The sequence below is a fragment of the Agromyces sp. NPDC127015 genome, assembly GCF_042725165.1.
GTDB lineage: Bacteria > Actinomycetota > Actinomycetes > Actinomycetales > Microbacteriaceae > Agromyces > Agromyces chromiiresistens.
The window spans coordinates 39,639-62,254 of sequence record NZ_JBHXDI010000004.1 but is presented as its reverse complement, the minus strand read 5'-3'; the positions used below and the strand labels follow the sequence as shown (position 1 = coordinate 62,254).

The following is a 22,616-nucleotide window of genomic DNA, read 5'->3' as shown; positions in this document are numbered from 1 at the left end:
CTACAGATCGGCGCCGACCGGCTTGCCGTACCAGTTCGTCGCGTTCGGGTTCGCGTTGTACGGCTCGATGTCGACGTATCCGGCCGAGCGGTAGAGACCGCCGGCCGCCTCGAGCGAGGCGTTCGTGTCGAGCACGAGCTCCTGCGCGCCGAACTCGATCGCCCGGCGCTCGAGCTCCGCGAGGAGCCGCTTGCCCTCGCCACGACCCCGGCCGGCCGGGGCGAGCCAGAGGTGCTTGACCTCGAACCTGATCTCATAGGTCTCGGGGCGACGCTGGATGCGCCGGACCCCGCCGCAGCCGACGAGCTCGCCGCCCCGCTCGTCGTCGACCACGACGAGGAACACGCCGGCGGGCGGCGTGAACTGCGAGGCATCCGGCCAGGTCGGGCGGTACTCGCCCTGCTCGGCGGGAAAGCCCGCCGCGCGCTCGGCGAAGTACGCCTCGAGCAAGTCGTGGGCGTCGGGATCGGTCACGGCGGCCTCGCGGTATCGGAGCATGCGTCGAGCATATTCGGGACGCGGCTGCGTGGAGCACGGGCCTCGGTAGACTCGACGGGTGACGATCAAGGTCGCCGTGGCCGGAGCCACGGGCAAGATGGGGCAGCTGGCGATCCGACTCATCGAGGCGGCCGACGACCTCGAACTCCACGCTGCGCTCGGCTCGGGATCGAGCCTCGACGAGATGCTCGGCGCCGACGTCGCGCTCGACGTCACCCATCCGGCGGCGAGTCCCGCCATCGTCGAGTTCGCCGCAGGCGCAGGCATCCCCATCGTCGTCGGCACCTCGGGCTGGTCGCGCGATCGCATCGCCGAGATCACGAAGTTCGTCCGCGGACACGACGACGCCGGTGCCGTGCTGTTCGTGCCGAACTTCTCGATCGGCAGCGTGCTCGCGACCGCGTTCGCCGCGCTCGCTGCCCCGTACTTCGATTCGATCGAGATCATCGAGGCGCACCACGCGGGCAAGGTCGACTCGCCCTCGGGCACCGCCGTGCGCACCGCAGAACTCATCGGCGAGGCGCGCGGCGCCGCCGGCCCGGTCTCGGCGCCGCATGCCGATCAGCGCGCTCGCGGCCAGCTCGTCTCCGGCGTGCCCGTGCACAGCCTGCGCATGGCGGGCACGCTCGCCGAGCAGCGCGTCGTCATGGGCGGCGACGGCGAGACCCTGACCTTCACCCACTCGACGCTCTCGCCGAGTTCGTACGAGGCGGGCATCCTGCTCGCGCTGCGGCGCGCGACCGAGGCATCCGGGGTGAGCGTCGGCCTCGACGCCCTGCTCGACCTCGGCCTCGCAGGCGGCGCGCCTGCCGGCGCCCGATGACCGCGGCCGGCGGCCGCCGGGCGCTCACCGCGAAGTCGGGCGCGCTGATCATGGCGGCGTTGCTCGCGCTCTACCTCGCGCTCGTCGGGTGGCGCGCCGTGCAGTTCATGGGCACGGGCGAGCCGGTCGCGATCGTCATCGGCATCGCGCTCCTCGTGCTGCCGATCATCGCCGCGTGGGCGCTCTGGCGCGAGCTCGCGTTCGGCATCCGCTCGCAGGAACTCATCCGGCGACTCCACGACGAGGGCGGTACCGACCTCGGCCTGCCGCTGCGCCCGAGCGGGCGCGCCGACCGCGACGCCGCCGACGCCGAGTTCGGCCGGTTCAAGGCCGAGGTCGAGGCCGACGAGGCGTCGTGGCGGGCCTGGCTGCGGCTCGGCCTCGCGTACGACGCGGCCGGCGACCGCCGTCGTGCGCGGCAGGCGGTGCGCACCGCTATCGAGCTCGACCGCCGGCAGCGCTGATCATCGCGTCGATCGCCGACTCGACGGTCGTGTGCGCGAATCGGTAGCCGTCGTCGATGAGCCGTTGCGGCCGGACCTTCTGGCTCGCGAGCAGCAGTTCGTCGGCCGCGCTGCCGAGCGCGAGCTCGAGCACCTTCTCGGGTACGCCGAACGCGTGCGGGCGCCGCATCCGCTCGGCCATGGCGCGCATCACCCGGTCCGCCGTCGCCGGGGTCGGCCCGACGAAGTTGACCGGCCCCGACAGCTTCGAGTCGAGCAGGTGCACGAGCGCGCCGACCTCGTCGTCGAGGGCGATCCACGGCCAGTGCTGGCCACCCGTGCCGAGTCGGCTCGACAGGCCGAACTTCGTGAGCGTCGCGACCCGCTGGAACGCCCCGCCGCCCGAGCCGACGACGAGGCCGGTGCGGACGAGCACGGTGCGGGTCTCTTCGGGAGCGAGCGACGCCGCGGCCTCCCACCGGCCGACGACCTGGGCGAGGAACCCGCTTCCGGCGCTGGAGTACTCGGTGAGCAGCTCGCCGGGGCGGTCGCCGTAGTACCCGACCGCCGACGCGCTGAGGAAGACCGACGGCGGCGTGCGGGCCTTGCGCATCGCGTCGGCGAGCGTGCGAGTCGCGCCGATCCGCGACTCGAGGATCTCGTCGCGGTAGCGCTTCGTCCACGGCAGTCGCGCGAGCGAGGCGCCGGCGAGGTTCACGACCGCGTCGACGCGATCCATCACGGTGAAGTCGATGATGCCCGCGGCGGGCGACCAGGACACCTCGTCGGCCTCGTGCGCGCGACGGCGCACGAGACGGACGACCTCGTGGCCGCGTTCGCGGAGCCGGGCCGAGAACGTGGTGCCGATGAAGCCCGTGGCACCGGCGATCAGGACCCGCATCGATCAGGCGAGTTCGGCTTCGATCGTGATCGGGATGCCGGCGAGCGCCTGCGAGATCGGGCATCCCGCCTTCGCGTCGTTCGCGAACGCCTCGAACTCGGCCTCGCTGAGGCCGGGCACGCGTGCGCTCACGAGCAGGTGGCTGCCGAGCACGCCCTTGCCGGGTTCGAAGGTCACGGCAGCGGTCGTCTGGATGCTCTCCGCGGGGTTTCCGGCCTCGGCGAGGGCGAGCGAGAGGGCCATCGAGAAGCACGACGAGTGCGCCGCGGCGAGGAGCTCTTCGGGGTTCGTCGTGTTGGCGACGCCCTCGGCGCGCGCCTTCCAGTTGACGGGGAAGTTCGCGAGCCCCGAGGAGTCGAGGGCGACGTCGCCCGACCCTTCGAACAGGGTGCCCTTCCAGACGGTGGTCGCTTCACTGGTGAGTGCCATCGGGATCCTCCACTTCGAGCCGGGCTCCCAGCCTAGCGGGGGAGCAGGGGCCGTCGGCAGGCGGGTTCGACGGCTGTAGATGCCGCAGGCTCACGCCGTCCGGATCACCCGGGCCCGCACGAGCCAGAGGTACAGCCAGCAGCCGAGGCAGAAGCCGAAGACCGAGTTGAGGAAGGCGGCGAAGAACGCGATCGCCGCCGCGATCGGCACGGCGAGCGGAGCGCCGAGCAGGGCGAGCACGATGCCCGCGAGCGTCACGGCGAAGCCGACGCCCTGTGCGAAGGTCGGCGGTCGCGGGTCTTCGAGCTCGGCGGGCGGCGCGAGCCCGGGTCGCACGAGCTTCCGGAAGATCAGGCCGTAGGGGTGCCGTCGGATGCCGGCGAACGCGCCCCACGCGAAGAGGGCGGCGACCGCGACGAGCAGCCAGAAGGCGGCGGCCGAGGCGCCGCCGACGGCGAGCACGACCGTGGCGAGCAGCAGCACCGCCGTGATGCCCGCGCCGAAGCGGGGACCGCGAGGGTCGATGCCGGCCGGTTCGCGTCCGTCAGCGGATGTCGACATGCTGCCTCCCGAGCACTTCGTCGAGTCGAGCGCGCACCACGTCGGCGCGCGGCGCCCCGCCGATGCGCGTCCGTACGATGCCGTCGGCATCGACGATGAGCGTCGTCGGGGTCTGGGTCACGTCGAACCGGCGGGCCAGATCGGCGCGATGCGTGAGGTCGACCTCGACGTGGCGGGCCCCGGGCGTCTCATCGGCGATGCCGCCGAGCAGGCGCGCCGCGGCCGGGCATCGGCTGCAGAACTCGGTGGAGAACTGCACGAGCGTCGCCCGCTCGCCGAACCGGCCGGCTTCGACGCCGAGCGAAGCCGGGCGCACGCGCTCGCCCGATCCGCCGACCGCGCGCCCCTGCCGTGCGCGCCAGACGAGCCCCACCGCGGTCGCGGCGGCGACGAGTGCGGCGCCGATGGCGAGCGCGGCGACGAGGTCCATGAACCGACGGTACGGCGGCTCCGCCGCGCCACGACGACTGTGACGACGAATGACGCCCGCCACGAGGCATCCGCGGGTTAGCCTTGACCTGATGTCCGAGCGAATCGCCACCCCGTACGAAGACCTCCTGCGCGACGTGCTCGAGCACGGCGAGCCGAAGACCGACCGCACCGGAACGGGCACGCGCAGCGTGTTCGGCCGCCAGCTGCGGTTCGACCTCTCGAAGGGGTTCCCGCTCGTCACGACGAAGCGCGTGCACTTCAAGTCGATCGCGTACGAGCTGCTGTGGTTCCTGCAGGGCTCGTCGAACGTCGGCTGGCTGCAGGAGCACGGCGTCACCATCTGGGACGAGTGGGCCGATGCGCAGGGCGAGCTCGGCCCCGTCTACGGCGTGCAGTGGCGCTCGTGGCCGACCCCGTCGGGCGAGGTCATCGACCAGATCGCCGACGTCGTCGCGCAGATCCGCGAGAACCCGGATTCGCGCCGGCTCATCGTCTCGGCGTGGAACCCGGCCGACATCCCCGACATGGCGCTCGCGCCGTGCCACGCCCTCTTCCAGTTCTACGTCGCCGACGGCCGGCTCTCGTGCCAGCTCTACCAGCGCAGTGCCGACCTCTTCCTCGGTGTGCCGTTCAACATCGCCTCGTACGCGCTGCTGACCCACATGGTGGCCGCGCAGACCGGCCTCGAGGTCGGCGACTTCGTCTGGACCGGTGGCGACTGCCACATCTACGACAACCACGTCGAGCAGGTGCGCGAGCAGCTCGCCAGGGACCCGTACCCGTACCCGACGCTCCGCCTCGCTCGGGTGCCCGCCTCGATCTTCGACTACGAGTACGACGACTTCGTGGTCGAGGGCTACCAGCACCACCCGGCGATCCGCGCGGCCGTCGCCGTATGAGCGAGGATGCCCCGGCACCGAACCGCTCGGGAGCGTCGGTGCCTGGCTCGGCGTCAGGCCCGGCATCGCGCGTCCCGCGCATCGGACTCGTCTGGGCCCAGGCGGGCGGCGGCGTGATCGGGCGCGACGGCGGCATGCCGTGGCACGTGCCCGAGGATCTCGCGCACTTCAAGGCCGTGACGCTCGGCATGCCGGTGATCATGGGGCGCAAGACCTGGGACTCGCTCTCGCCCCGGTACCGTCCGCTGCCGGGGCGCCGCAACATCGTCGTGACGCGGCAGGCCGACTGGGCCGACGATGGAGCCGAGCGCGCCAGATCACTCGACGAGGCGCTGGCGCTCGTCGCCGGCGACGAGCGGGTCTGGGTGATCGGCGGCGGGCAGCTGTTCGCCGAGGCGATCGACCGGGCCGACCTCCTCGAGGTGACCGAGCTCGAGCACACCGGGGGATTCGCCGCCGAGCCGGGCGACGTGCACGCCCCCGCCGTGCCCGAGGGCTTCGAGCTCGTCGCCGTCGACCCGCCGGCCGGCGAGCACGCCTCCCGGAGCGGCATCCGCTACCGCTTCCTCACCTACCGCCGCGCCTGACGCCGCCGCCCGCTCCGTATCGCCACCAGCCGGGCGCGGTGCGCGCCGAAGTGTCGGAGGATTCCGGCTACGAGGCGAAGTCGAGGCGGCCCGTGTGGGTTTCCTCCGACATTTCGGTTGTGCTGGCCGACCAGGCGCAGACGAGATGTCGGAGAATTCGATTCCGGTCGTCCGTCTGCCGGCTCGACGCGGAGATTCCCCGACATTCCGATCGAGTCCACTCGTCCTCCACACCCGCAAGACTTCCCCAACGATCCAGCGGCTCGGCTTCGCAGAGTGATCGGGCTTCGACCGGAGGACAGCATCGCTGCATGCCCATCGACACGTATGAGGTCGAGCGCTGGTGCGACCGGCTCGGCGGCGTCGCGCGCACCGCCGATCTTCTGGCGGTCGGTGTCGATTCGAAGTCCATCGGCCGGGCGCGGCGCGAAGGCGCCATCGAACGGGTTCGATCCGGTGTGTACGCCTCGACGACCGCTGCCGCCGAGGTGGTGACGGCCGCGCGGCACGGAGGGATGCTCGGCTGCATCTCGCGTCTGCGACGCGCCGGCGTGTGGCTGCTCGACGACGACGATCGGGTGCATGTCTCGATGCCCGAGCACGGGCGTCGTCACCTGCATGACGGCTGCGCGTGCGTGCTGCACTGGACGGGCAGCGGGTCGGCGCTCGGGGAGGGCACCATCGTCGACGCGCTCGCACAGGTGCTCGGGTGCCGGGGCGGCGAGACCTTCTTCGCTGCGCTCGAGTCCGCGATGCGGAAGGGGCTGATCGACCGAGCGGGCGTGGGCCGCCTTCGCGCGAGGGTACCCGCGAAGCACCGTCGGCTCGTCGACTTCGCTCGCTGGGACGCCGACAGCGGCCTGGAGTCGCTGTTGCGGCTGCGTCTTCGGCGCCATCGCATCGAACTGCGCTCGCAGGTACTGATCGACGGGGTCGGCCGGGTCGACTTCGTGCTCGGCGATCGGCTCATCCTCGAAGCAGATGGCAAAAGCAACCATGTGGACGGATTCGCCGACGCGCTGCAGGGAAGGGCCGCCCCCGCGACGGCCACCGCATCGAAGCGACACAAGGACCTCGTGCGAGACGCCGCGGCGGCCGAACGCGGGTACGTCACCCTGAGGTTCGATTACGCGCAGATCATCCATGACTGGCCCCGCGTCGAGGCGGCTGTCCTCGCCTGCGTCGCGCGCGGGCTGCACCGCACGTGGAGTCCCGCTCGTCGGTCCGGCAGCCGATGACCCTCGTGACGAGGCTCGACGTGACCCATCGAGTCGGGGCGGCGACGCGGCATCCCGTCGAACCGATACGCTGGTGGGCGTGACCTCAGAGAACCCCTTCGGACAAGTGCTCGTCGCGCTCGTCACGCCGATGACGGCGGACGGCGAGGTCGATTGGCCCGGGGTCGAGAAGCACATCGACGATGTCATCTCGGCAGGCGCCGACGGCATCGTCGTCACGGGAACCACCGGCGAGACGTCGACCCTGACCGACCCCGAGAAGATCCGGCTCGTCGAGGTCGGCAAAGACGTGGCCGCCGGCCGCGCCAAGATCATCACCGGCGGCGGCTCGAACGAGACCGCGCACGCCATCGAGCTGTACCAGCACAGCGAGAAGGCCGGCGCCGACGGCATCATGATCGTCACGCCGTACTACAACAAGCCCACCCAGGCGGGCATCCTCACGCACTTCCGCATGGTCGCCGACGCGACCGACCTGCCGGTCATCCTCTACGACATCCCGGGTCGCACCGGAGTGCCGATCAAGTACGAGACCATCCTGCGGCTCGCGAAGCACCCCAACATCCTCGCCGTGAAAGACGCCAAGGGCGACTTCTCCGAGGTCAGCCGGGTGCTCAACCAGACCGACCTCATGTACTTCTCGGGCGACGACGCGAACGTGCTCCCGCACCTGTCGATCGGCGCGACCGGCCTCATCGGCGTCACCGCGAACATCGCGCCGGCTCCGTACCGCACGATCGTCGACGCGGTGAACCGCGGCGACCTCAAGGCCGCGACCGAGGCGCACCAGCGGCTCGAGCCGCTCGTGCGGGCGACCATGACCCACGTCCCCGGCACCGTCGCGGCGAAGTACATCCTGCACGGCCTCGGCCGCATCTCGAGCCCGCGGGTGCGCCTGCCGCTCGTGGGCCCCGAGGAGTGGGAGGCTGCGCTCATCGAGGACGAGATCGACCTCGTGCGCGGCGTCGAGGGCGTCGACTTCCACAACTTCCGGCCCGACCGCAACGCCGCCGCCGGCGGCGCACTGCCGAAGGTCGCGGGCACGACCCGCTGACCGGGCGAGCCCACCACGAGACATCCGCGATGCCCGAGCGCATCGCACCGAACTGAACACCGCGAACGTAAGGAGGGCACTGTGCCCGACACCGTCATCGATCCCGCTCCGCTCGAGGCAGGGACGCTCCGCATCATCCCGATCGGCGGCCTCGGAGAGGTCGGCCGCAACATGACGAGCTACGAGATCGACGGCAAGATCCTCATCGTCGACTGCGGCGTGCTCTTCCCCGAGGAGCACCAGCCCGGCGTCGACCTGATCCTGCCCGACTTCGGATTCCTCCGCGACCGGCTCGACGACATCGTCGGCGTCGTGCTCACGCACGGCCACGAAGACCACATCGGCGCGGTGCCCTACCTCCTGAAGCTCCGGGGCGACATCCCCCTGATCGGCTCGAAGCTCACGCTCGCGCTCGTCGAGGCGAAGCTCAAGGAGCACCGCATCGCGCCGTACACCCTCACGGTGAAAGAGGGGCAGCACGAGGAGATCGGCCCGTTCGACCTCGAGTTCATCGCGGTCAACCACTCGATCCCCGATGCGCTCGCCGTCGCGATCATCACCGATGCGGGCACCGTGCTCGCCACGGGCGACTTCAAGATGGACCAGCTGCCGCTCGACGGCCGGCTCACCGACCTGCGCGAGTTCGCGCGGCTCGGCGAGGAGGGCGTCGACCTCTTCATGGTCGATTCCACGAACGCGGATGTCCCGGGCTTCACCCCGCTCGAGCGCGAGATCGGCCCCGTGCTCGACCAGGTGATCTCGCGCGCGCCGAAGAAGGTCGTCGTCGCGAGCTTCTCGAGCCACGTGCACCGGGTGCAGCAGGTGCTCGACGCGGCGCACGCGAACGGCCGCCGGGTGGCGCTCCTCGGCCGCAGCATGGTGCGCAACATGACGATCGCGGCCGACCTCGGCTACCTCGACGTGCCCGAGGGCGTGCTCGTCGACTACAAGAAGGCCGGCGACATCCCCGACGACAAGATCGTCTACATGTCGACGGGCTCGCAGGGCGAGCCGATGGCCGTGCTCAGCCGGATGGCGAACCGCGACCACCAGATCGAGATCGGCGAGGGCGACACGGTCATCCTCGCCTCGAGCCTCATCCCGGGCAACGAGAACGCGGTCTACCGCGTCATCGACGGCCTGACGAAGCTCGGTGCGAACGTCGTGCACAAGGCCAACGCGAAGGTGCACGTCTCGGGCCACGCGGCCGCGGGCGAGCTGCTCTACTGCTACAACATCCTGAAGCCGGCGAACGTGCTGCCGATCCACGGCGAGTACCGCCACCTGCAGGCGAATGCGAAGCTCGCCCGTGACACCGGCATCCCCGCGGCGAACACCTTCATCGGCGAGAACGGAACGGTCTACGACATGACCGACGGCGTCGTGCGCGAGGCCGGCCAGCTCGACCTCGGCTTCGTCTACGTCGACGGGTCGACGGTCGGCGAGATCACCGACGCCGACCTGAAGGACCGCCGCATCCTGGGCGAGGAGGGCTTCATCTCGGTGATCGTCGTCGTCGATGCCACGACCGGTCGCGTCATCTCGGGCCCCGAGATCCACGCCCGTGGATTCGCCGAGGACGACGCCGTGTTCGAGGACGTCAAGCCGAAGATCGTCGCAGCGCTCGCCGATGCGGCGCAGAACGGGGTGCGCGATTCCCACGCCCTGCAGCAGCTCGTGCGCCGCACGCTCGGCACCTGGGTGAACCGGCGACTGCGCCGGCGCCCGATGCTCGTGCCGCTCGTCATCGAGGCGTAGCCCCGCTCGCCGCGGTATGCGAGGGCGATCGACGCGGTCCGTTCCCGACGTCCGCGCGCGGCGCCTCGGCGACGGCCGGTCGATCCCCAGCCGCATGCAGCCGCTCGTAACACCGCCGTGACACGGTTGCCGTACCCTCCCGTCATGACGACCTACTCGCTCCGCCCCGCGGCTCCGGCCGACGGCGCGTTCCTCGCCGACATGGTCGTCGAGGCGGCGAACTGGCGTCAGGGAGCGGCGCGCCCTCGGCACGACGTCCTCGCCGACCCGGTCTCCCGCGGCTACGTCGCGGGCTGGCAGCGGCCGGCCGATCGGGGCGTCGTCGCCCTCGACGGCGATGGCGATCCGGTCGGCGCGGCCTGGTACCGCCTGTTCCCGGCCGATCGTCGTGCGCACGGGTTCGTTGCGAGCGGGGTCCCCGAGTTGATCATCGGGGTCCGGCCGCTGTGGCGCGCGCAGGGCGTCGGCCGCGCGCTGTTGCAGGAGCTCGCGCATGCCGCGCGGTCGTCCGGCCATGCGCGGCTGGCGTTGTCGGTCGAACACGGCAACTTCGCTGCGGCGCTCTACCGCTCCGAGGGATTCGCGGTCGTCGAGACGAGCGGACGACGCGACACCATGGTGCGCACGCTGCTCGCCTGAGCGGCGCGGCCACGAGCACGGATCGCAGACACTCGCCCCGCGCTCCCGGGGGAGGTCGGCCGTCGGCCGTAACCTTGACCCCATGGCTACGGGCACCAAGTCGAACGGGCGCGCCTCGGGCACCTCGTCCCGCGGCGGCAGCTCGCGCACCGCATCTGCGAAGACCGCGCCGACGAAGAAGCTGCCGGCGCAGACGCGCGGCGCGGCCGCGAAGAAGCCGGCCCAGACGTCGGCGGGGCCGAACATCTTCGTGAAGGCGTGGATGGGGCTGGCGCACCTCGCGGGCGGCGCCGCACGCGCGCTCGGGCCCGAGACGCTGCAGAAAGACGAGCGTCGCGACGGACTGCCCTTCTTCATCGTCGTGCTCGCCATCGCCGGCGCGGTCGTCGAGTGGTTCTTCATCAACGAGCCCGTCGCGCAGACCCTCGACTCGTGGACGTTCGGCGGCCTGTTCGGCAGGGTGGCGTTCGCGCTCCCCGTCATCATGCTGCTGTTCGCCGTGTGGCTCTTCCGGCATCCGAGTTCGGTGCACGACAACACGCGTATCGGCATCGGGCTCCTCCTCCTCCTGCTGAGCGTGTCGGCGTTGTGCCACATCTTCGGCGGCCAGCCCGAGCCGAGCGACGGCATGGCGGTGCTCGCGCGTGCCGGCGGCATCCTCGGCTGGATGCTCGCCACCCCGCTCATCCTGCTGATCACCGAGGTGGGCGCGGCGATCGTCGTGATCCTCCTCGTCGTGCTCTCCGTCCTGATCATCACGAAGACGCCGCCGAACCGGATCCCGGCGCGGTTCCGCGAGCTCTACGACTGGCTGTTCGGCGCCCCCGACGAGGTGCCCGCCGATGAAGCGGATGCCTCGGCGAAGCCGTCGCGTCGCCGCAAGGAGAAGAGCGTCCCGACCGAGCTCGACGGCATCGACGACGATGCCGACGACGCCGCGCCCGGGCTCGTGCCCTGGTGGCGGCGAAATGCGCAGGGCCGCGAAGAAGATCCGGAGTTCGAGGCGTCGGGCATCGACGGCATCACCGAGGTGTTCGGTGCGGGCTCCGCCGCCGGCAGCTTCGACAGCCCCATCGAGGGGGCCGGCGGGGCCGACGCGTACGGCACCGAGCTGCTCGGCGACCTCGAGCGCGCCGAATCCGCGGTCGCGAACTTCGCCGGCGACGGTTCGAACGCCGGCATCGGGCTCCGCGGCGACGACGCCGGTGCGACCCAGGCGATCCCGCTCTACGACGCGGCGGCCGACTTCGCGGCCGATGCGAACGGCGCCGGTGCCGAGGCATCCCTCGTTCCCGCCGACGCCGACGCGGCGGAGCAGCCCGACCGTCCGTACTTCCTGCCCTCCGCCGCGACCCTCGCTGCCGGGCCGCCGGCGAAGTCGCGTTCGCAGGCGAACGACGACGTCGTGCGCCAGATCACGGGTGTCCTCGACCAGTTCTCGGTGGACGCGAAGGTCACGGGCTTCTCGCGCGGTCCGACCGTGACGCAGTACGAGATCGAGCTCGGGCCGGGAGTCAAGGTCGAGCGGGTCACGGCGCTGTCGAAGAACCTCGCCTACGCGGTCGCGTCGAACGAGGTGCGCATCCTGTCACCGATCCCGGGCAAGAGCGCGATCGGCGTCGAGATCCCGAACGCCGACCGCGAGACGGTGACCCTCGGCGACGTGCTGCGCTCGCACGCCGCGGTCGGCGCGAAGCACCCGATGACGATCGGCGTCGGCAAGGACGTCGGCGGCGGCTACGTCGTCGCGAACCTCGCCAAGATGCCGCACCTCCTCGTCGCGGGCTCGACCGGCTCGGGCAAGTCGAGCTTCGTCAACTCGATGATCACGAGCCTGCTCATGCGCGCGAAGCCGAGCGAGGTGCGCATGGTGCTCATCGACCCGAAGCGCGTCGAGCTCGCCCCGTACGCGGGCGTGCCGCACCTCATCACCCCGATCATCACGAACCCGAAGAAGGCCGCCGAGGCGCTGCAGTGGGTCGTGAAGGAGATGGATATGCGGTACGACGACCTCGCGTCGTTCGGCTTCCGCCACATCGACGACTTCAACAAGGCCGTCGTGAACGACGAGATCATCCTGCCGGCGGGAAGCGAGCGCAAGCTCAAGCCGTACCCGTACCTGCTCGTCGTCGTCGACGAGCTCGCCGACCTCATGATGGTCGCCCCGCGCGACGTCGAGGACTCGATCGTGCGCATCACGCAGCTCGCGCGTGCGTCGGGCATCCACCTCGTGCTCGCGACGCAGCGGCCGTCGGTCGACGTCGTCACGGGCCTCATCAAGGCGAACGTGCCGTCGCGACTTGCGTTCGCGGTGACGAGCGTCACCGACTCGCGCGTCATCCTCGACCAGCCGGGCGCCGACAAGCTCATCGGGCAGGGCGACGCGCTCTTCCTGCCGATGGGGGCGTCGAAGCCGTTGCGCGTGCAGGGTGCCTGGGTCACCGAGGCCGAGATCGAGAAGGTCGTGACCCACGTCACGCGCCAGGCGCGTCCCGAGTACCGTCAGGATGTCGCGGCCGCCGTCGAGCGGAAGGAGATCGACTCCGACATCGGCGACGACCTCGAGCTGCTGCTCGCCGCGGCGGAGCTCGTGGTGTCGACGCAGTTCGGCTCGACGTCGATGCTGCAGCGCAAGCTGCGCGTGGGATTCGCGAAGGCCGGTCGCCTCATGGACCTGCTCGAGTCGCGCGAGATCGTCGGTCCCTCGGAGGGCTCGAAGGCCCGCGACGTGCTCGTGACGGCTGAGCAGCTGCCGGGCGTGCTCGCGAAGCTGCGTGGTGAGCCGAGTGCGCCTGCGGCACCGCCGCAGGCGACGGCGCCGCCCGCCGCGGCAGCGCCCGCGCCCGTCGCGCACGAGGTCGACGACCGCTACGACGACCCGGTCGGCCGCATCCCCGAGGGGCTCGAGGAGGTCGAGGCCGAGGGTGACGAAGACGCCTGGGGCCTCACCGGCCGCGACTGAGCGCCCGGTATCCTTGGCCGTATGACCTCCTCCGCCGAAGGGCGCGCCCGATCGGCGAACTGGAACCTGCCGAACGCGATCACGATCGTGCGGATCCTGGCCGCACCGGTCTTCTTCTGGCTGCTGCTCGCCGATGACGGAGCCGACGGCCCCCTGCGGTGGTGGGCGGCAGCGCTGTTCATCGTCGCCATCGCGACCGACGGCATCGACGGACACATCGCCCGCAGTCGCGGGCTCGTCACGGACCTGGGCAAGATCCTCGACCCGATCGCCGACAAGCTGCTCACGAGCGGTGCGCTCGTCTGCCTGTCGATCCTGGGCGAGCTGTGGTGGTGGGTGACGATCCTCATCGTGGTGCGGGAGGTCGGCATCACCGTCTGGCGGCTGGTCGAGCTCCGACGCGGCAACGTGGTACCCGCCTCGTCGGGCGGCAAGCTCAAGACGGTCGTGCAATCGGTCGCGATCTCGCTCGCGCTCGTGCCGCTCTGGACGATCGTCGGCGACTGGATCCTCTGGGTGAACTGGGTCGCGATGGGCCTCGCCCTCGTGCTCACGGTCTGGTCCGGACTGCTCTACGTACGCGATGCGGTCCGACTCGCGCGGGGCCGGGCGGCGTGAGCGGGCCGGGCGCGCTCCAGGCCGAAGCGGCCGCGCGCCTCATCGCCGAGCTCACCCGCCGACGCCTGCGCATCGCCGTCGCCGAGTCGCTCACGGGCGGGCTCGTCGTCGCCGAGCTCACGAGCGTCCCCGGCGCCTCGCTCGTCGTCACGGGCGGCATCGTCGCCTACGACACCGCCGTGAAGCATACGCTGCTCGGCGTCGACGCCGGGCTGCTGCGTCGCGAGGGCGCCGTGCACCCCGAGGTCGCCCGGCAGATGGCGATCGGCGTGCGCACCGCGCTGGCGGTCGACGGACACCCCGCCGACATCGGGGTCTCGACCACGGGCGTCGCCGGGCCCGACCCGCAGGACGGCAGGCCCGTCGGCACGGTGCACGTCGGCCTCGCGATCGGCGACCGGGTCGACGCGATCGACCTGTCCTTCACGGGCGACCGCGCGTCGATCCGTCGGCAGAGCGTGCACGCCGCGATCGGTGCGCTGCTCGCGGGCCTGCCGGCGGCCTGATCCTGGGCGGCTCGCGGCGGGACGCATCCCGGTCGAGGGGTCCGAGGCGCTCGGATCCGTCGCCGCGCCGCCCGCTCGCAGGCGCGATCCGAGGGAGCGGAATACTCTTCGTGAACACCCTGTTACACGTGGCAGGTTCACACGAAAGCCCCAGTGTGCGACGCTAGATTCGAAGACATGAGCATCAGGTAGACTGACGCTCCCGTTTCCGGCTCCGGCGGAGTCGAGGCAGTGTAGAAGGAGGTTCCCCGATGGTTCTGGTTCGACAGGAGATCGGCGATGTGTTGAGGGACTTCCGCCTGCAGAAGGGGCGCACGCTCCGGCAGGTCGCGTCCAAGGCGAGTGTCGCGCTGGGGTACCTCAGCGAGGTCGAACGGGGGCAGAAAGAGGCGTCCTCCGAGATCCTCGCCTCAGTGGCCGAAGCGCTCGACACGCCCATCTCGGTGATCATGCACGAGGTCGGCGACCGCATCGCGGTGCTCGAGGGCCTCTCGGTGGTGCCCGACAGCCTGCCCGACGAGCTCGTCGCCGAGTTCGACGCCGACATGATGGTCCGCTGACCCGATCGTTCTTACCCGTACTCCGGCCGGTCTTCTGACCGGCCGGAGCCGTTTCCGGAGGTGCCATGAAGCTCAGCGAGTTCCAGTTCGCCGTGGATGCCGAGTTCGGCCCGGGGTACGGCGGGGTCGTCGTGAACGACCTGGTGCTCGCTCAGCTCGGTGGGCGCACGGCTCGCGAGGCGCTCGACGCCGGCGTGCGGCCGCGCGACGTCTGGATCGCCCTCTGCGAGGCGACGGACGTCCCGGAGCAGCGACGGCACGGCGCCGGCCGACCCGTCCCGGGTCGGCCGGAGGGCGCCGCGCGCTGACGCCGCCGGCGCATACCGAAGAGCTGTTCGACACGCCGCGCCCGGGTTCGAACATCCGTTCGGTTCTGCGGTACTGTCCTCAACAGCAGGAGGAACGAGGCATCCCTCCACATCCCCACCCGTGAGGGCGTCGGATGTCGGTGGCCGGTCATACGGTCGATGCGTCGGAACACACCGCAACCGCCTTGTCGCGAGACGTCGCGGGTCAGCACCGGTACACCGGGGCCCGAAGCGTGGAAACGACAGCCTAGAGGCAGCAGCACACGAGCATCGAAGGAGCCCACACCATGGCATCACCCGCAGACCGCGAGAAGTCTCTCGAAGCCGCCCTCGCGCAGATCGACCGCCAGTTCGGCAAGGGGTCGGTCATGCGCCTCGGCAGCGAAGAGCGAGCCCCCGTCGAGGTCATCCCCACCGGTTCGATCGCCCTCGACGTCGCCCTCGGCGTCGGCGGGCTCCCGCGCGGCCGCATCGTCGAGATCTACGGTCCCGAGTCCTCGGGCAAGACGACGCTCACGCTCCACGCGATCGCCAACGCCCAGCGCGCCGGCGGCATCGCGGCGTTCGTCGACGCCGAGCACGCGCTCGACCCCGAGTACGCCAAGAAGCTCGGCGTCGACATCGACGCACTGCTCGTGTCGCAGCCCGACACGGGCGAGCAGGCGCTCGAGATCGCCGACATGCTCGTGCGCTCGGGCTCGATCGACCTCATCGTGATCGACTCCGTGGCCGCACTCGTGCCGCGAGCCGAGATCGAGGGCGAGATGGGCGACTCGCACGTCGGCCTCCAGGCCCGTCTCATGTCGCAGGCGCTCCGCAAGCTCACGGGCGGCCTGAACCAGACGAACACCACGATGATCTTCATCAACCAGCTCCGCGAGAAGATCGGCGTGTTCTTCGGCAGCCCCGAGACGACGGCGGGCGGCAAGGCGCTCAAGTTCTACGCCTCGGTCCGCATGGACATCCGCCGCATCGAGACCCTGAAGGACGGCTCCGACGCGGTCGGCAACCGCACGCGCGTGAAGGTCGTCAAGAACAAGATGGCCCCGCCGTTCAAGCAGGCCGAGTTCGACATCCTCTACGGGGTCGGCATCTCGCGCGAGGGCAGCCTCATCGACTACGGCGTCGACCAGGGCATCGTCAAGAAGTCGGGTGCCTGGTACACCTACGACGGCGATCAGCTCGGCCAGGGCAAGGAGAATGCGCGCAACTTCCTGTTGCAGAACCCCGACATCGCCGCCGACATCGAGCAGAAGATCCTCGTGAAGCTCGGCATCGGCGCAGCGGGTACCGCTGCACCGGCCAACGTCGAGTCGCTCGACGCGAAGCGCAAGGGCGCCTGAGCGCCCGAGCCGTGACATGGGAGATCGAGTGACCGGGGAGGGCAGCAGCATGCGCGACGCGTCGGCTGAGCACCTTGCCCCGGTCACCTATCTGCCGTGGGTGGCCGACGAGGGCTCGTCCGGCTCGACGGTCGATGAGCCCGGTCGCGGCCGGCCGGCGCGTGGGGCGGGGGTCGAGCGCGACACCCGCGCACGCCGACATCCACGGTCGAACGACGACGCGGCGCCCTCGCCCGACGAGACGGGCCTCGAGCGCGACGAACGCATCGACCGTCTCGTCGTCTCACGCCTGCGGCGATCGGCGCTGTCGATCGCCGAGGTGAGATCGGTGCTCGTCGAGCACGGGCTCGACGAGCCCGAGGTCGAGTCCTGGATCGAGCGGTACGAGCGCTACGGCTACCTCGATGACGCCCGGCTCGCCGAGCAGGTCGTGCACAACCACGGCGTGCGGCGGGGTCGTGGTGCCGGCGCCATCCTGCACGAGCTCGGCCGACGGGGCATCGATCCGACCGTCGCCCGAGCGGCGGTCGACGATCTCGATCCCGAGGCCGAGCGCGAGAACGCGACGGCCGTCGCGGTGCGACGGGCTCGCCAGCTGACGGGGCTCGACCGGGCGACCGCCGAACGACGGCTGTCGGCCTTCCTCCAGCGGCGCGGCTACTCGGGCGAGGTCGTTCGCGAGGCGGTGACGACGGCGCTCGCAGCCGACGACTCGTAGAATGGTGCGATCATGAGCACCATTCACGAGGTCGCCGACGCCCGGGCGACGGAGCCCGCACCGCGCACCTACGAGGTCCGCACCTTCGGGTGCCAGATGAACGTCCACGATTCCGAACGACTCTCGGGCTCGCTCGAGGCCGCCGGCTACGTCCCTGCGAACGGCGCCGAACCCGACGTCGTCGTGATCAACACGTGCGCCGTCCGCGAGAACGCCGACAACAAGCTCTACGGCAACCTCGGGCACCTGGCCGGCGTCAAGCGCCGCCACTCCGGCATGCAGATCGCCGTCGGCGGCTGCCTCGCCCAGAAGGACAAGAACGTCATCCTCGAGAAGGCGCCGTGGGTCGACGTGGTGTTCGGCACCCACAACATGGGGTCGCTGCCGAGCCTGCTCGAGCGTGCCCGGCACAACGACGAGGCGCAACTCGAGATCCTCGACGCACTCGAGGTCTTCCCGTCGACGCTGCCGACGAAGCGCGACTCGACCTACAGCGGCTGGGTCTCGATCTCCGTCGGCTGCAACAACACGTGCACGTTCTGCATCGTCCCCGCGCTGCGGGGCAAGGAGAAGGACCGCCGGCCCGGCGACATCCTCGCCGAGATCCAGGCCCTCGTCGAAGACGGTGCCGTCGAGGTGACCCTGCTCGGACAGAACGTCAACTCGTACGGCGTCGAGTTCGGCGACCGCCAGGCGTTCGGCAAGCTCCTCCGCGCCGCAGGCGAGATCGACGGGCTCGAGCGCATCCGGTTCACGAGCCCGCACCCAGCTGCGTTCACCGACGACGTCATCGATGCCATGGCCGAGACCCCGAGCGTGATGCCGCAGCTGCACATGCCGTTGCAGTCTGGTTCCGATCGCATCCTCAAGGCGATGCGACGCTCGTACCGGTCCGAGAAGTTCCTCGGCATCCTCGACCGCGTGCGTGCCAAGATTCCGAACGCCGCGATCTCGACCGACATCATCGTCGGCTTCCCCGGTGAGACCGAGGAGGACTTCCAGGAGACGATGCGCGTCGTCGAGGCCGCCCGATTCGCCTCTGCGTTCACCTTCCAGTACTCGATCCGTCCCGGCACTCCGGCCGCCACGATGGAGCACCAGGTGCCGAAGGAGGTCGTGCAGGAGCGCTACGACCGCCTCATCGCCCTGCAGGAGCGCATCTCCTGGGAGGAGAACCTGAAGCTCGTCGGCACGACGGTCAATCTCCTCGTCGCCACCGGCGAAGGCAAGAAGGACGCCGAGACCCACCGCCTGAGCGGTCGCGCCGAAGACAGCCGTCTCGTGCACTTCGAGGTGCCCGAGGGCTCCGAACTGCCGCGCCCGGGCGACGTCGTCACGGTCGAGATCACGCAGGCCGCCCCGTTCCACCTCCTCGCCGACTCGGTCGACGGCGCCCCGTTGCGGATCCGGCGCACTCGCGCGGGCGACGCGTGGGATCGCGACCAGGCCGAGAGCTGCGGCGTGCCCGCGGACACCGGCTCGACGAGTCCCGGCCGGGTCTCGCTCGGGCTCCCGACGCTGCGCATCGCGAACGAGCCGCTCGTGTCGCCCGGCGTCGGCACGTTCCCGATCTACGACCCGACCGACGGCCAGCGCTGACGTGACGCTCATCGCCGTCGTCGGCGCGACCGGCACCGGCAAGTCGGCCTTCGCGCTCGACCTCGCGGAGGCGTTCGATCGCGCCGGGTGCACCGCCGAGGTCGTGAACGCCGATGCGATGCAGCTGTATCGCGGCATGGACATCGGCACCGCCAAGCTCGCGCTCGGGGAGCGCAGGGGGGTGCCGCATCACCTGCTCGACGTGCTCGAGGTCACCGACGAGGCATCCGTGGCGGCGTACCAGGCCGAGGCGAGGGCGCGCATCGACGAGATCACCGGCCGCGGATCGGTCGCGCTGCTGGTCGGCGGATCGGGTCTGTACGTCTCGTCGGTCATCCACGACTTCCAGTTCCCCGGCACCGATCCCGACGTGCGTGCGCGCCTCGAGGCCGAGCTCGCCGAGCAGGGTCCCGGCATGCTGCACGCGCGGCTCCGCGAGATCGATGCCGAGACCGCAGCGAAGGTCGACCCGCTGAACGGGCGCCGCGTCGTCCGTGCCCTCGAGGTGATCGAGGTCACCGGCTCGCCGGCGGCGGCGAGGATTCCCGACGATCCGGTGCCGTGGCGACCGCATCGCATCGTGCACCTGCGCAGCGACCGCGCGCGGCTCGTCGCGCGGCTCGACGCCCGCGTCGACGACATGTGGGCGTCCGGCCTCCTCGACGAGGTGCGCGGACTCGTCCCGCTCGGCCTCGAGCGCGGGGTCACCGCGCGCAAGGCGATCGGCTACGCGCAGGCGCTCGCCGAGCTCCAGGGCCGGATGCCTCGTACGGACGCGGTCGCCGAGACGCAACAGCTCACCCGCACGTACGCGAGGCGGCAGGTCGGCTGGTTCAAGCGATACCGGGACGCGGTGCAGATCGACGCCGATGATGCCGTCGCGAGAAGCGCCGAGCTCGCCCGGCAGGCCGCCCTAGACTGAGTCGCATGCCGTTCGATCTGCGATTCACCAAGGGCCAGGGCACGGGCAACGACTTCGTGCTCTTCAGCGACCCAGAGGGTGAGAACGAACTCGAGCCCACGCAGATCGCGGCCGTCTGCGACCGGCGTTTCGGCGTCGGCGCCGACGGGCTCATCCGCGCCGTGCGCTCGCAGAACCTCGCCGACGGTGCAGCGGCGCTCGCAGCCGATCCGCGCGCGGTCTGGTTCATGGACTACTGGAACGCCGACGGCACCGTGTCCGAGATGTGCGGCAACGGCATCCGCGTCTTCGTGCGGTACCTGCTCGACCAGGGGCTCGCCGAGCTGCATCCCGGCGACGAGATCGCGATCGGCACCCGGGCCGGCGTGCGCACGGTGACCCGCACGGCGTCGGGCTTCCAGGTCGACCTCGGCACCTGGCGTCTCGCGGGCGGCGAACCGCTCGTGCGCGCGAAGCAGCTGCCCGTCGCGCGGCCCGGTCTCGGCATCGACGTGGGCAATCCGCACGTCGTCGTCGCCCTCGCCGACGACGACGAGCTCGAGGGGCTCGACCTCGCCTACGCGCCCATGCTCGAACCGGTGCCCGCTGCGGGCGCCAACGTCGAGTTCGTCGTGCCCGCCGAGCCGCTCGTCGAAGACGGCGTCGGCCGCATCCGCATGCGCGTGCACGAGCGTGGATCGGGCGAGACGCTCTCGTGCGGCACCGGTGCCGTGGCCTCCGCACTCGCGGTGCGGTACTGGGCCGGCGCCGGTGCGCCGAACGACTGGCGCGTGCAGGTGCCGGGCGGGGTGCTCGGCGTCCGCATGTTCGAGGCGTCCGACGGCGAGCACGTCGCGCTCGCGGGCCCCGCCGAGCTCGTCTTCGACGGCGTGCTCACGCTCGCATGACCCGCGGCGCCACCGGTCGGGCCGCCGCGTCCTCCTTCCCCTGGCTCCTGCTCGTCGGCATCTCGCTCGTCGCGCTCAACCTGCGCGGCCCGCTCGTCGCGATCGCGCCCGTCATCGAGGAGATCGAGGCCTCGCTCGGCCTCTCGCCGACCGCGGCCGGCCTGCTGACGAGCCTGCCCGTGCTGTGCTTCGCCCTGGGCACGCCGATCGCCGCGTGGACGATCCGGCTGACCGGTGCCGAGCGGGCCGTCGCGATCTCGCTCATCGGCACCCTCATCGGCACGATCGTGCGATCGGGCGGCACGACCTGGGCGGCGTTCGCGGGCACCGTCATCATCGGCCTCGCGATCGCGATCGGCAACGTCGTCGTGCCGGTCGTCATCCGGCGCGACGTCCCGCCCGAGCGCGCGCAGCTCGTCACGGGCGTGTACTCGGCCATGATGAACGTCGGCTCGATGCTCACGATCGCGGTGACGGCGCCGCTCGCCGAGCTGATCGGCTGGCAGTGGGCGACCGCGATCTGGGGCGTGCTCATCGTGGTGGCTCTCGCGGTGTGGGGCGTGCACCTGCGGCGCGTCACTGCCGAGAGCCGCGAGGCGCGCGAGGCCGCCGCGCTCGCGGTCACCGGTTCACTGGCCGCCGTCACCGGACCGACCGGCGTCGTCGCCCCCGGCGAGTACTCGGCGTGGCGCAACCCCATGACCTGGCTGCTCGCGGCGGCATTCGCCGCGCAGTCGTTCTCGTACTACGGACTGAGCGCCTGGCTGCCGAGCCTCTACGCCGACGTGTACGACCTCGATACGATCGCCGCCGGCAACGTCGCGTCGCTCTTCCAGCTCGCGGCCGTCGCGGGGGCGCTCGGTGTGCCGTTCCTCGGCCGACTGCGGCCGGCCTGGGTGCAGCCGGCCATCGTCGGCGTGCTGTGGACGACGCTGCCGCTGGGCCTGCTCCTCGCCCCGGAGGCGTACCTCGTGTGGACCGTCACCGGCGGTATCGCCCAGGGCGGCGGATTCGTCGTCATCATCGCGACCGTCGTGCGCATCACCCGTACCGACCGCGAGACCACGCAGATGTCGGCCCTCGTGCAGGCCGGCGGCTACCTCGTCGCGGCGACGGCGCCACCCGTGCTCGGCGCATTGCACGAATCGAGCGGCGCATGGGCCCTGCCGCTCGTCGCGGTGCTCGTCGCGACGCTCGCGTTCCTCGTGCTCACGACCTCGGCCTCCGTGCGCTCCGCCCGCCTCATCGACCGCAGGGCGCGATAGCGGGTTCGACGGACGGGCACCCGGGTCAGCGGCGCACGTCGAGCACGCGGAAGCCCTTGGAGTTCGCCGCGCGTTCGACGTCGAGGCCGAGCTCGGCGCCGATCCAGCGCTGCAGGGACTCGGCGCCGAGGTGCTTGGCGACCACGAGCCACGCGGCGGCCTCGGCGGAGTCGTCCAGCCGGGTCAGCCATCGCGAGAGCATCTCGTGCAGCTCCTGCTTGCCGACCCTGATCGGCGGGTTCGACCAGATCGTCGCGAAGCGCACGTCGTCGGGAACATCGTCGGGCCTGACGGCGTTGACGTTGTGGAGGCCGAGCCGGGCGGCGTTGCGCCGCGTGAGGTCGAGGGCGCGCTCGTTGACGTCGACCGCCCACACCGTGGCCTCGGGCGACCGCATCGCGAGGGTGAGCGCGATGGGCCCCCATCCGGTGCCGAGGTCGAGCAGGTCGCCCGCCGCCGGGGGAGCGGGCACGGCGTCGAGCAGTACGCGGGTGCCCTGGTCGAGGTGCTCGGGGCTGAACACGCCGCCGGCGGTCATGAGCTCGACCTCGCGACCGGCGAGCGCCACGCGGATGGTACGGGTGCGGGCTTCGCTCGAGGGCGCGGCGGAGAAGTAGTGGTCGGAACCCATGTAGGGGAACCTATCGCAGCGATCGGAAGTAGGGT

Annotated in this window: 25 protein-coding genes; 19 read left to right on the top strand and 6 right to left on the bottom strand. The window is 71.1% G+C overall.

Going from position 1 to position 22,616, the window contains the following annotated elements; translation table 11 throughout:
* Entirely contained in the window at nucleotides 1-498 is a 498-nt protein-coding gene (locus ACFWGP_RS12505) for a GNAT family N-acetyltransferase (RefSeq protein WP_275506741.1), read from the bottom strand.
* 58 nt (nucleotides 499-556) lie between these two features.
* Here ACFWGP_RS12505 and dapB point away from each other — a divergent pair, with 58 nt between their 5' ends.
* A complete protein-coding gene (gene dapB, locus ACFWGP_RS12500) occupies nucleotides 557-1,321 on the top strand; it encodes a 4-hydroxy-tetrahydrodipicolinate reductase (protein WP_231431323.1) in 765 nt (254 codons plus the stop codon).
* Nucleotides 1,318-1,785 carry a tetratricopeptide repeat protein gene (locus tag ACFWGP_RS12495; RefSeq protein ID WP_231431322.1) on the top strand — a complete coding sequence of 156 codons (468 nt, stop codon included), beginning with the start codon at nucleotides 1,318-1,320 and terminating at the stop codon, nucleotides 1,783-1,785. Before dapB ends, ACFWGP_RS12495 begins: the two co-directional genes overlap by 4 nt.
* On the opposite strand, the gene ACFWGP_RS12490 is transcribed toward ACFWGP_RS12495, so the two are convergent.
* From ACFWGP_RS12490 to ACFWGP_RS12475, 4 genes are all read right to left on the bottom strand, one after another.
* Nucleotides 1,757-2,665 carry a TIGR01777 family oxidoreductase gene (locus tag ACFWGP_RS12490; RefSeq protein WP_231431321.1) on the bottom strand — a complete coding sequence of 303 codons (909 nt, stop codon included), beginning with the start codon at nucleotides 2,663-2,665 and terminating at the stop codon, nucleotides 1,757-1,759. The genes ACFWGP_RS12495 and ACFWGP_RS12490 overlap by 29 nt on opposite strands.
* Nucleotides 2,666-2,668: 3 nt before the next feature.
* Nucleotides 2,669-3,094 (bottom strand): OsmC family peroxiredoxin, encoded by a 426-nt coding sequence (locus ACFWGP_RS12485; protein ID WP_231431320.1) that lies wholly within the window; start codon nucleotides 3,092-3,094, stop codon nucleotides 2,669-2,671.
* A gap of 90 nt (nucleotides 3,095-3,184) precedes the next feature.
* Complete coding sequence (locus ACFWGP_RS12480) at nucleotides 3,185-3,655, bottom strand: DUF4395 domain-containing protein (protein WP_231431319.1); 471 nt, start codon at nucleotides 3,653-3,655, stop codon at nucleotides 3,185-3,187.
* On the bottom strand, nucleotides 3,639-4,085 hold the full coding sequence (locus ACFWGP_RS12475) for a thioredoxin family protein (protein WP_275506742.1): 447 nt from the start codon (nucleotides 4,083-4,085) through the stop codon (nucleotides 3,639-3,641). The genes ACFWGP_RS12480 and ACFWGP_RS12475 overlap by 17 nt, the downstream gene beginning before the upstream one ends.
* Nucleotides 4,086-4,176: 91 nt before the next feature.
* On the opposite strand from ACFWGP_RS12475, the gene ACFWGP_RS12470 reads away from it, so the two are divergent.
* The 17 genes from ACFWGP_RS12470 (at nucleotide 4,177) to ACFWGP_RS12390 (ending at nucleotide 21,950) form a co-directional block, all read left to right on the top strand.
* Nucleotides 4,177-4,986: a thymidylate synthase gene (locus tag ACFWGP_RS12470; protein WP_275506743.1), complete on the top strand. Its 810-nt coding sequence runs from the start codon at nucleotides 4,177-4,179 to the stop codon at nucleotides 4,984-4,986.
* A gap of 38 nt (nucleotides 4,987-5,024) precedes the next feature.
* Nucleotides 5,025-5,573: a dihydrofolate reductase gene (locus ACFWGP_RS12465; RefSeq protein WP_308191655.1), complete on the top strand. Its 549-nt coding sequence runs from the start codon at nucleotides 5,025-5,027 to the stop codon at nucleotides 5,571-5,573.
* Between the two features lie 311 nt (nucleotides 5,574-5,884).
* Nucleotides 5,885-6,811 carry a type IV toxin-antitoxin system AbiEi family antitoxin domain-containing protein gene (locus tag ACFWGP_RS12460; RefSeq protein WP_231431316.1) on the top strand — a complete coding sequence of 309 codons (927 nt, stop codon included), beginning with the start codon at nucleotides 5,885-5,887 and terminating at the stop codon, nucleotides 6,809-6,811.
* A gap of 79 nt (nucleotides 6,812-6,890) precedes the next feature.
* On the top strand, nucleotides 6,891-7,865 hold the full coding sequence (gene dapA, locus ACFWGP_RS12455) for a 4-hydroxy-tetrahydrodipicolinate synthase (protein ID WP_275506746.1): 975 nt from the start codon (nucleotides 6,891-6,893) through the stop codon (nucleotides 7,863-7,865).
* A gap of 81 nt (nucleotides 7,866-7,946) precedes the next feature.
* Nucleotides 7,947-9,623 carry a ribonuclease J gene (locus ACFWGP_RS12450; protein WP_275506747.1) on the top strand — a complete coding sequence of 559 codons (1,677 nt, stop codon included), beginning with the start codon at nucleotides 7,947-7,949 and terminating at the stop codon, nucleotides 9,621-9,623.
* A gap of 144 nt (nucleotides 9,624-9,767) precedes the next feature.
* Entirely contained in the window at nucleotides 9,768-10,262 is a 495-nt protein-coding gene (locus ACFWGP_RS12445) for a GNAT family N-acetyltransferase (protein ID WP_231431314.1), read from the top strand.
* Between the two features lie 82 nt (nucleotides 10,263-10,344).
* A complete protein-coding gene (locus tag ACFWGP_RS12440; RefSeq protein ID WP_376931069.1) occupies nucleotides 10,345-13,224 on the top strand; it encodes a DNA translocase FtsK 4TM domain-containing protein in 2,880 nt (959 codons plus the stop codon).
* Between the two features lie 21 nt (nucleotides 13,225-13,245).
* Entirely contained in the window at nucleotides 13,246-13,842 is a 597-nt protein-coding gene (gene pgsA / locus ACFWGP_RS12435; protein WP_231431312.1) for a CDP-diacylglycerol--glycerol-3-phosphate 3-phosphatidyltransferase, read from the top strand.
* Nucleotides 13,839-14,348: a CinA family protein gene (locus ACFWGP_RS12430; protein ID WP_376931068.1), complete on the top strand. Its 510-nt coding sequence runs from the start codon at nucleotides 13,839-13,841 to the stop codon at nucleotides 14,346-14,348. Before pgsA ends, ACFWGP_RS12430 begins: the two co-directional genes overlap by 4 nt.
* Before the next feature lie 251 nt (nucleotides 14,349-14,599).
* Nucleotides 14,600-14,908 carry a helix-turn-helix domain-containing protein gene (locus tag ACFWGP_RS12425; protein WP_130351053.1) on the top strand — a complete coding sequence of 103 codons (309 nt, stop codon included), beginning with the start codon at nucleotides 14,600-14,602 and terminating at the stop codon, nucleotides 14,906-14,908.
* Between the two features lie 65 nt (nucleotides 14,909-14,973).
* Nucleotides 14,974-15,216, top strand: coding sequence for a DUF3046 domain-containing protein (locus ACFWGP_RS12420; RefSeq protein ID WP_231431310.1), 243 nt, complete (start codon nucleotides 14,974-14,976; stop codon nucleotides 15,214-15,216).
* 287 nt (nucleotides 15,217-15,503) lie between these two features.
* Complete coding sequence (recA, locus tag ACFWGP_RS12415) at nucleotides 15,504-16,559, top strand: recombinase RecA (RefSeq protein WP_376931067.1); 1,056 nt, start codon at nucleotides 15,504-15,506, stop codon at nucleotides 16,557-16,559.
* A gap of 49 nt (nucleotides 16,560-16,608) precedes the next feature.
* Nucleotides 16,609-17,277 carry a regulatory protein RecX gene (locus ACFWGP_RS12410; protein ID WP_376931066.1) on the top strand — a complete coding sequence of 223 codons (669 nt, stop codon included), beginning with the start codon at nucleotides 16,609-16,611 and terminating at the stop codon, nucleotides 17,275-17,277.
* 12 nt (nucleotides 17,278-17,289) lie between these two features.
* The gene (miaB, locus tag ACFWGP_RS12405) at nucleotides 17,290-18,876 is read left to right on the top strand and encodes a tRNA (N6-isopentenyl adenosine(37)-C2)-methylthiotransferase MiaB (RefSeq protein ID WP_376931065.1); all 1,587 of its coding nucleotides are present in this window, start codon (nucleotides 17,290-17,292) and stop codon (nucleotides 18,874-18,876) included.
* Nucleotide 18,877: 1 nt separating this feature from the next.
* Nucleotides 18,878-19,798 carry a tRNA (adenosine(37)-N6)-dimethylallyltransferase MiaA gene (miaA, locus tag ACFWGP_RS12400; RefSeq protein ID WP_376931064.1) on the top strand — a complete coding sequence of 307 codons (921 nt, stop codon included), beginning with the start codon at nucleotides 18,878-18,880 and terminating at the stop codon, nucleotides 19,796-19,798.
* A 5-nt stretch (nucleotides 19,799-19,803) separates the two neighbouring features.
* Nucleotides 19,804-20,685, top strand: a complete 882-nt coding sequence (gene dapF, locus ACFWGP_RS12395) for a diaminopimelate epimerase (RefSeq protein ID WP_231431305.1) — start codon at nucleotides 19,804-19,806, stop codon at nucleotides 20,683-20,685.
* Nucleotides 20,682-21,950: a CynX/NimT family MFS transporter gene (locus ACFWGP_RS12390; protein ID WP_376931063.1), complete on the top strand. Its 1,269-nt coding sequence runs from the start codon at nucleotides 20,682-20,684 to the stop codon at nucleotides 21,948-21,950. Before dapF ends, ACFWGP_RS12390 begins: the two co-directional genes overlap by 4 nt.
* Before the next feature lie 25 nt (nucleotides 21,951-21,975).
* On the opposite strand, the gene ACFWGP_RS12385 is transcribed toward ACFWGP_RS12390, so the two are convergent.
* The gene (locus ACFWGP_RS12385) at nucleotides 21,976-22,581 is read right to left on the bottom strand and encodes a class I SAM-dependent methyltransferase (RefSeq protein ID WP_231431303.1); all 606 of its coding nucleotides are present in this window, start codon (nucleotides 22,579-22,581) and stop codon (nucleotides 21,976-21,978) included.
* Nucleotides 22,582-22,616 lie beyond the last annotated feature (35 nt).

Bases quoted from the DNA above. Each gene is read 5' to 3' on its own strand.
- ACFWGP_RS12505 (WP_275506741.1), bottom strand. From the start codon at position 498: ATGCTCCGATACCGCGAGGCCGCCGTGACCGATCCCGACGCCCACGAC.
- ACFWGP_RS12495 (WP_231431322.1), top strand. From the start codon at position 1,318: ATGACCGCGGCCGGCGGCCGCCGGGCGCTCACCGCGAAGTCGGGCGCG.
- ACFWGP_RS12490 (WP_231431321.1), bottom strand. From the start codon at position 2,665: ATGCGGGTCCTGATCGCCGGTGCCACGGGCTTCATCGGCACCACGTTC.
- ACFWGP_RS12485 (WP_231431320.1), bottom strand. From the start codon at position 3,094: ATGGCACTCACCAGTGAAGCGACCACCGTCTGGAAGGGCACCCTGTTC.
- ACFWGP_RS12480 (WP_231431319.1), bottom strand. From the start codon at position 3,655: ATGTCGACATCCGCTGACGGACGCGAACCGGCCGGCATCGACCCTCGC.
- ACFWGP_RS12475 (WP_275506742.1), bottom strand. From the start codon at position 4,085: ATGGACCTCGTCGCCGCGCTCGCCATCGGCGCCGCACTCGTCGCCGCC.
- ACFWGP_RS12470 (WP_275506743.1), top strand. From the start codon at position 4,177: ATGTCCGAGCGAATCGCCACCCCGTACGAAGACCTCCTGCGCGACGTG.
- ACFWGP_RS12460 (WP_231431316.1), top strand. From the start codon at position 5,885: ATGCCCATCGACACGTATGAGGTCGAGCGCTGGTGCGACCGGCTCGGC.
- ACFWGP_RS12445 (WP_231431314.1), top strand. From the start codon at position 9,768: ATGACGACCTACTCGCTCCGCCCCGCGGCTCCGGCCGACGGCGCGTTC.
- ACFWGP_RS12440 (WP_376931069.1), top strand. From the start codon at position 10,345: ATGGCTACGGGCACCAAGTCGAACGGGCGCGCCTCGGGCACCTCGTCC.
- pgsA (WP_231431312.1), top strand. From the start codon at position 13,246: ATGACCTCCTCCGCCGAAGGGCGCGCCCGATCGGCGAACTGGAACCTG.
- ACFWGP_RS12425 (WP_130351053.1), top strand. From the start codon at position 14,600: ATGGTTCTGGTTCGACAGGAGATCGGCGATGTGTTGAGGGACTTCCGC.
- ACFWGP_RS12420 (WP_231431310.1), top strand. From the start codon at position 14,974: ATGAAGCTCAGCGAGTTCCAGTTCGCCGTGGATGCCGAGTTCGGCCCG.
- recA (WP_376931067.1), top strand. From the start codon at position 15,504: ATGGCATCACCCGCAGACCGCGAGAAGTCTCTCGAAGCCGCCCTCGCG.
- ACFWGP_RS12410 (WP_376931066.1), top strand. From the start codon at position 16,609: ATGCGCGACGCGTCGGCTGAGCACCTTGCCCCGGTCACCTATCTGCCG.
- miaB (WP_376931065.1), top strand. From the start codon at position 17,290: ATGAGCACCATTCACGAGGTCGCCGACGCCCGGGCGACGGAGCCCGCA.
- dapF (WP_231431305.1), top strand. From the start codon at position 19,804: ATGCCGTTCGATCTGCGATTCACCAAGGGCCAGGGCACGGGCAACGAC.
- ACFWGP_RS12390 (WP_376931063.1), top strand. From the start codon at position 20,682: ATGACCCGCGGCGCCACCGGTCGGGCCGCCGCGTCCTCCTTCCCCTGG.
- ACFWGP_RS12385 (WP_231431303.1), bottom strand. From the start codon at position 22,581: ATGGGTTCCGACCACTACTTCTCCGCCGCGCCCTCGAGCGAAGCCCGC.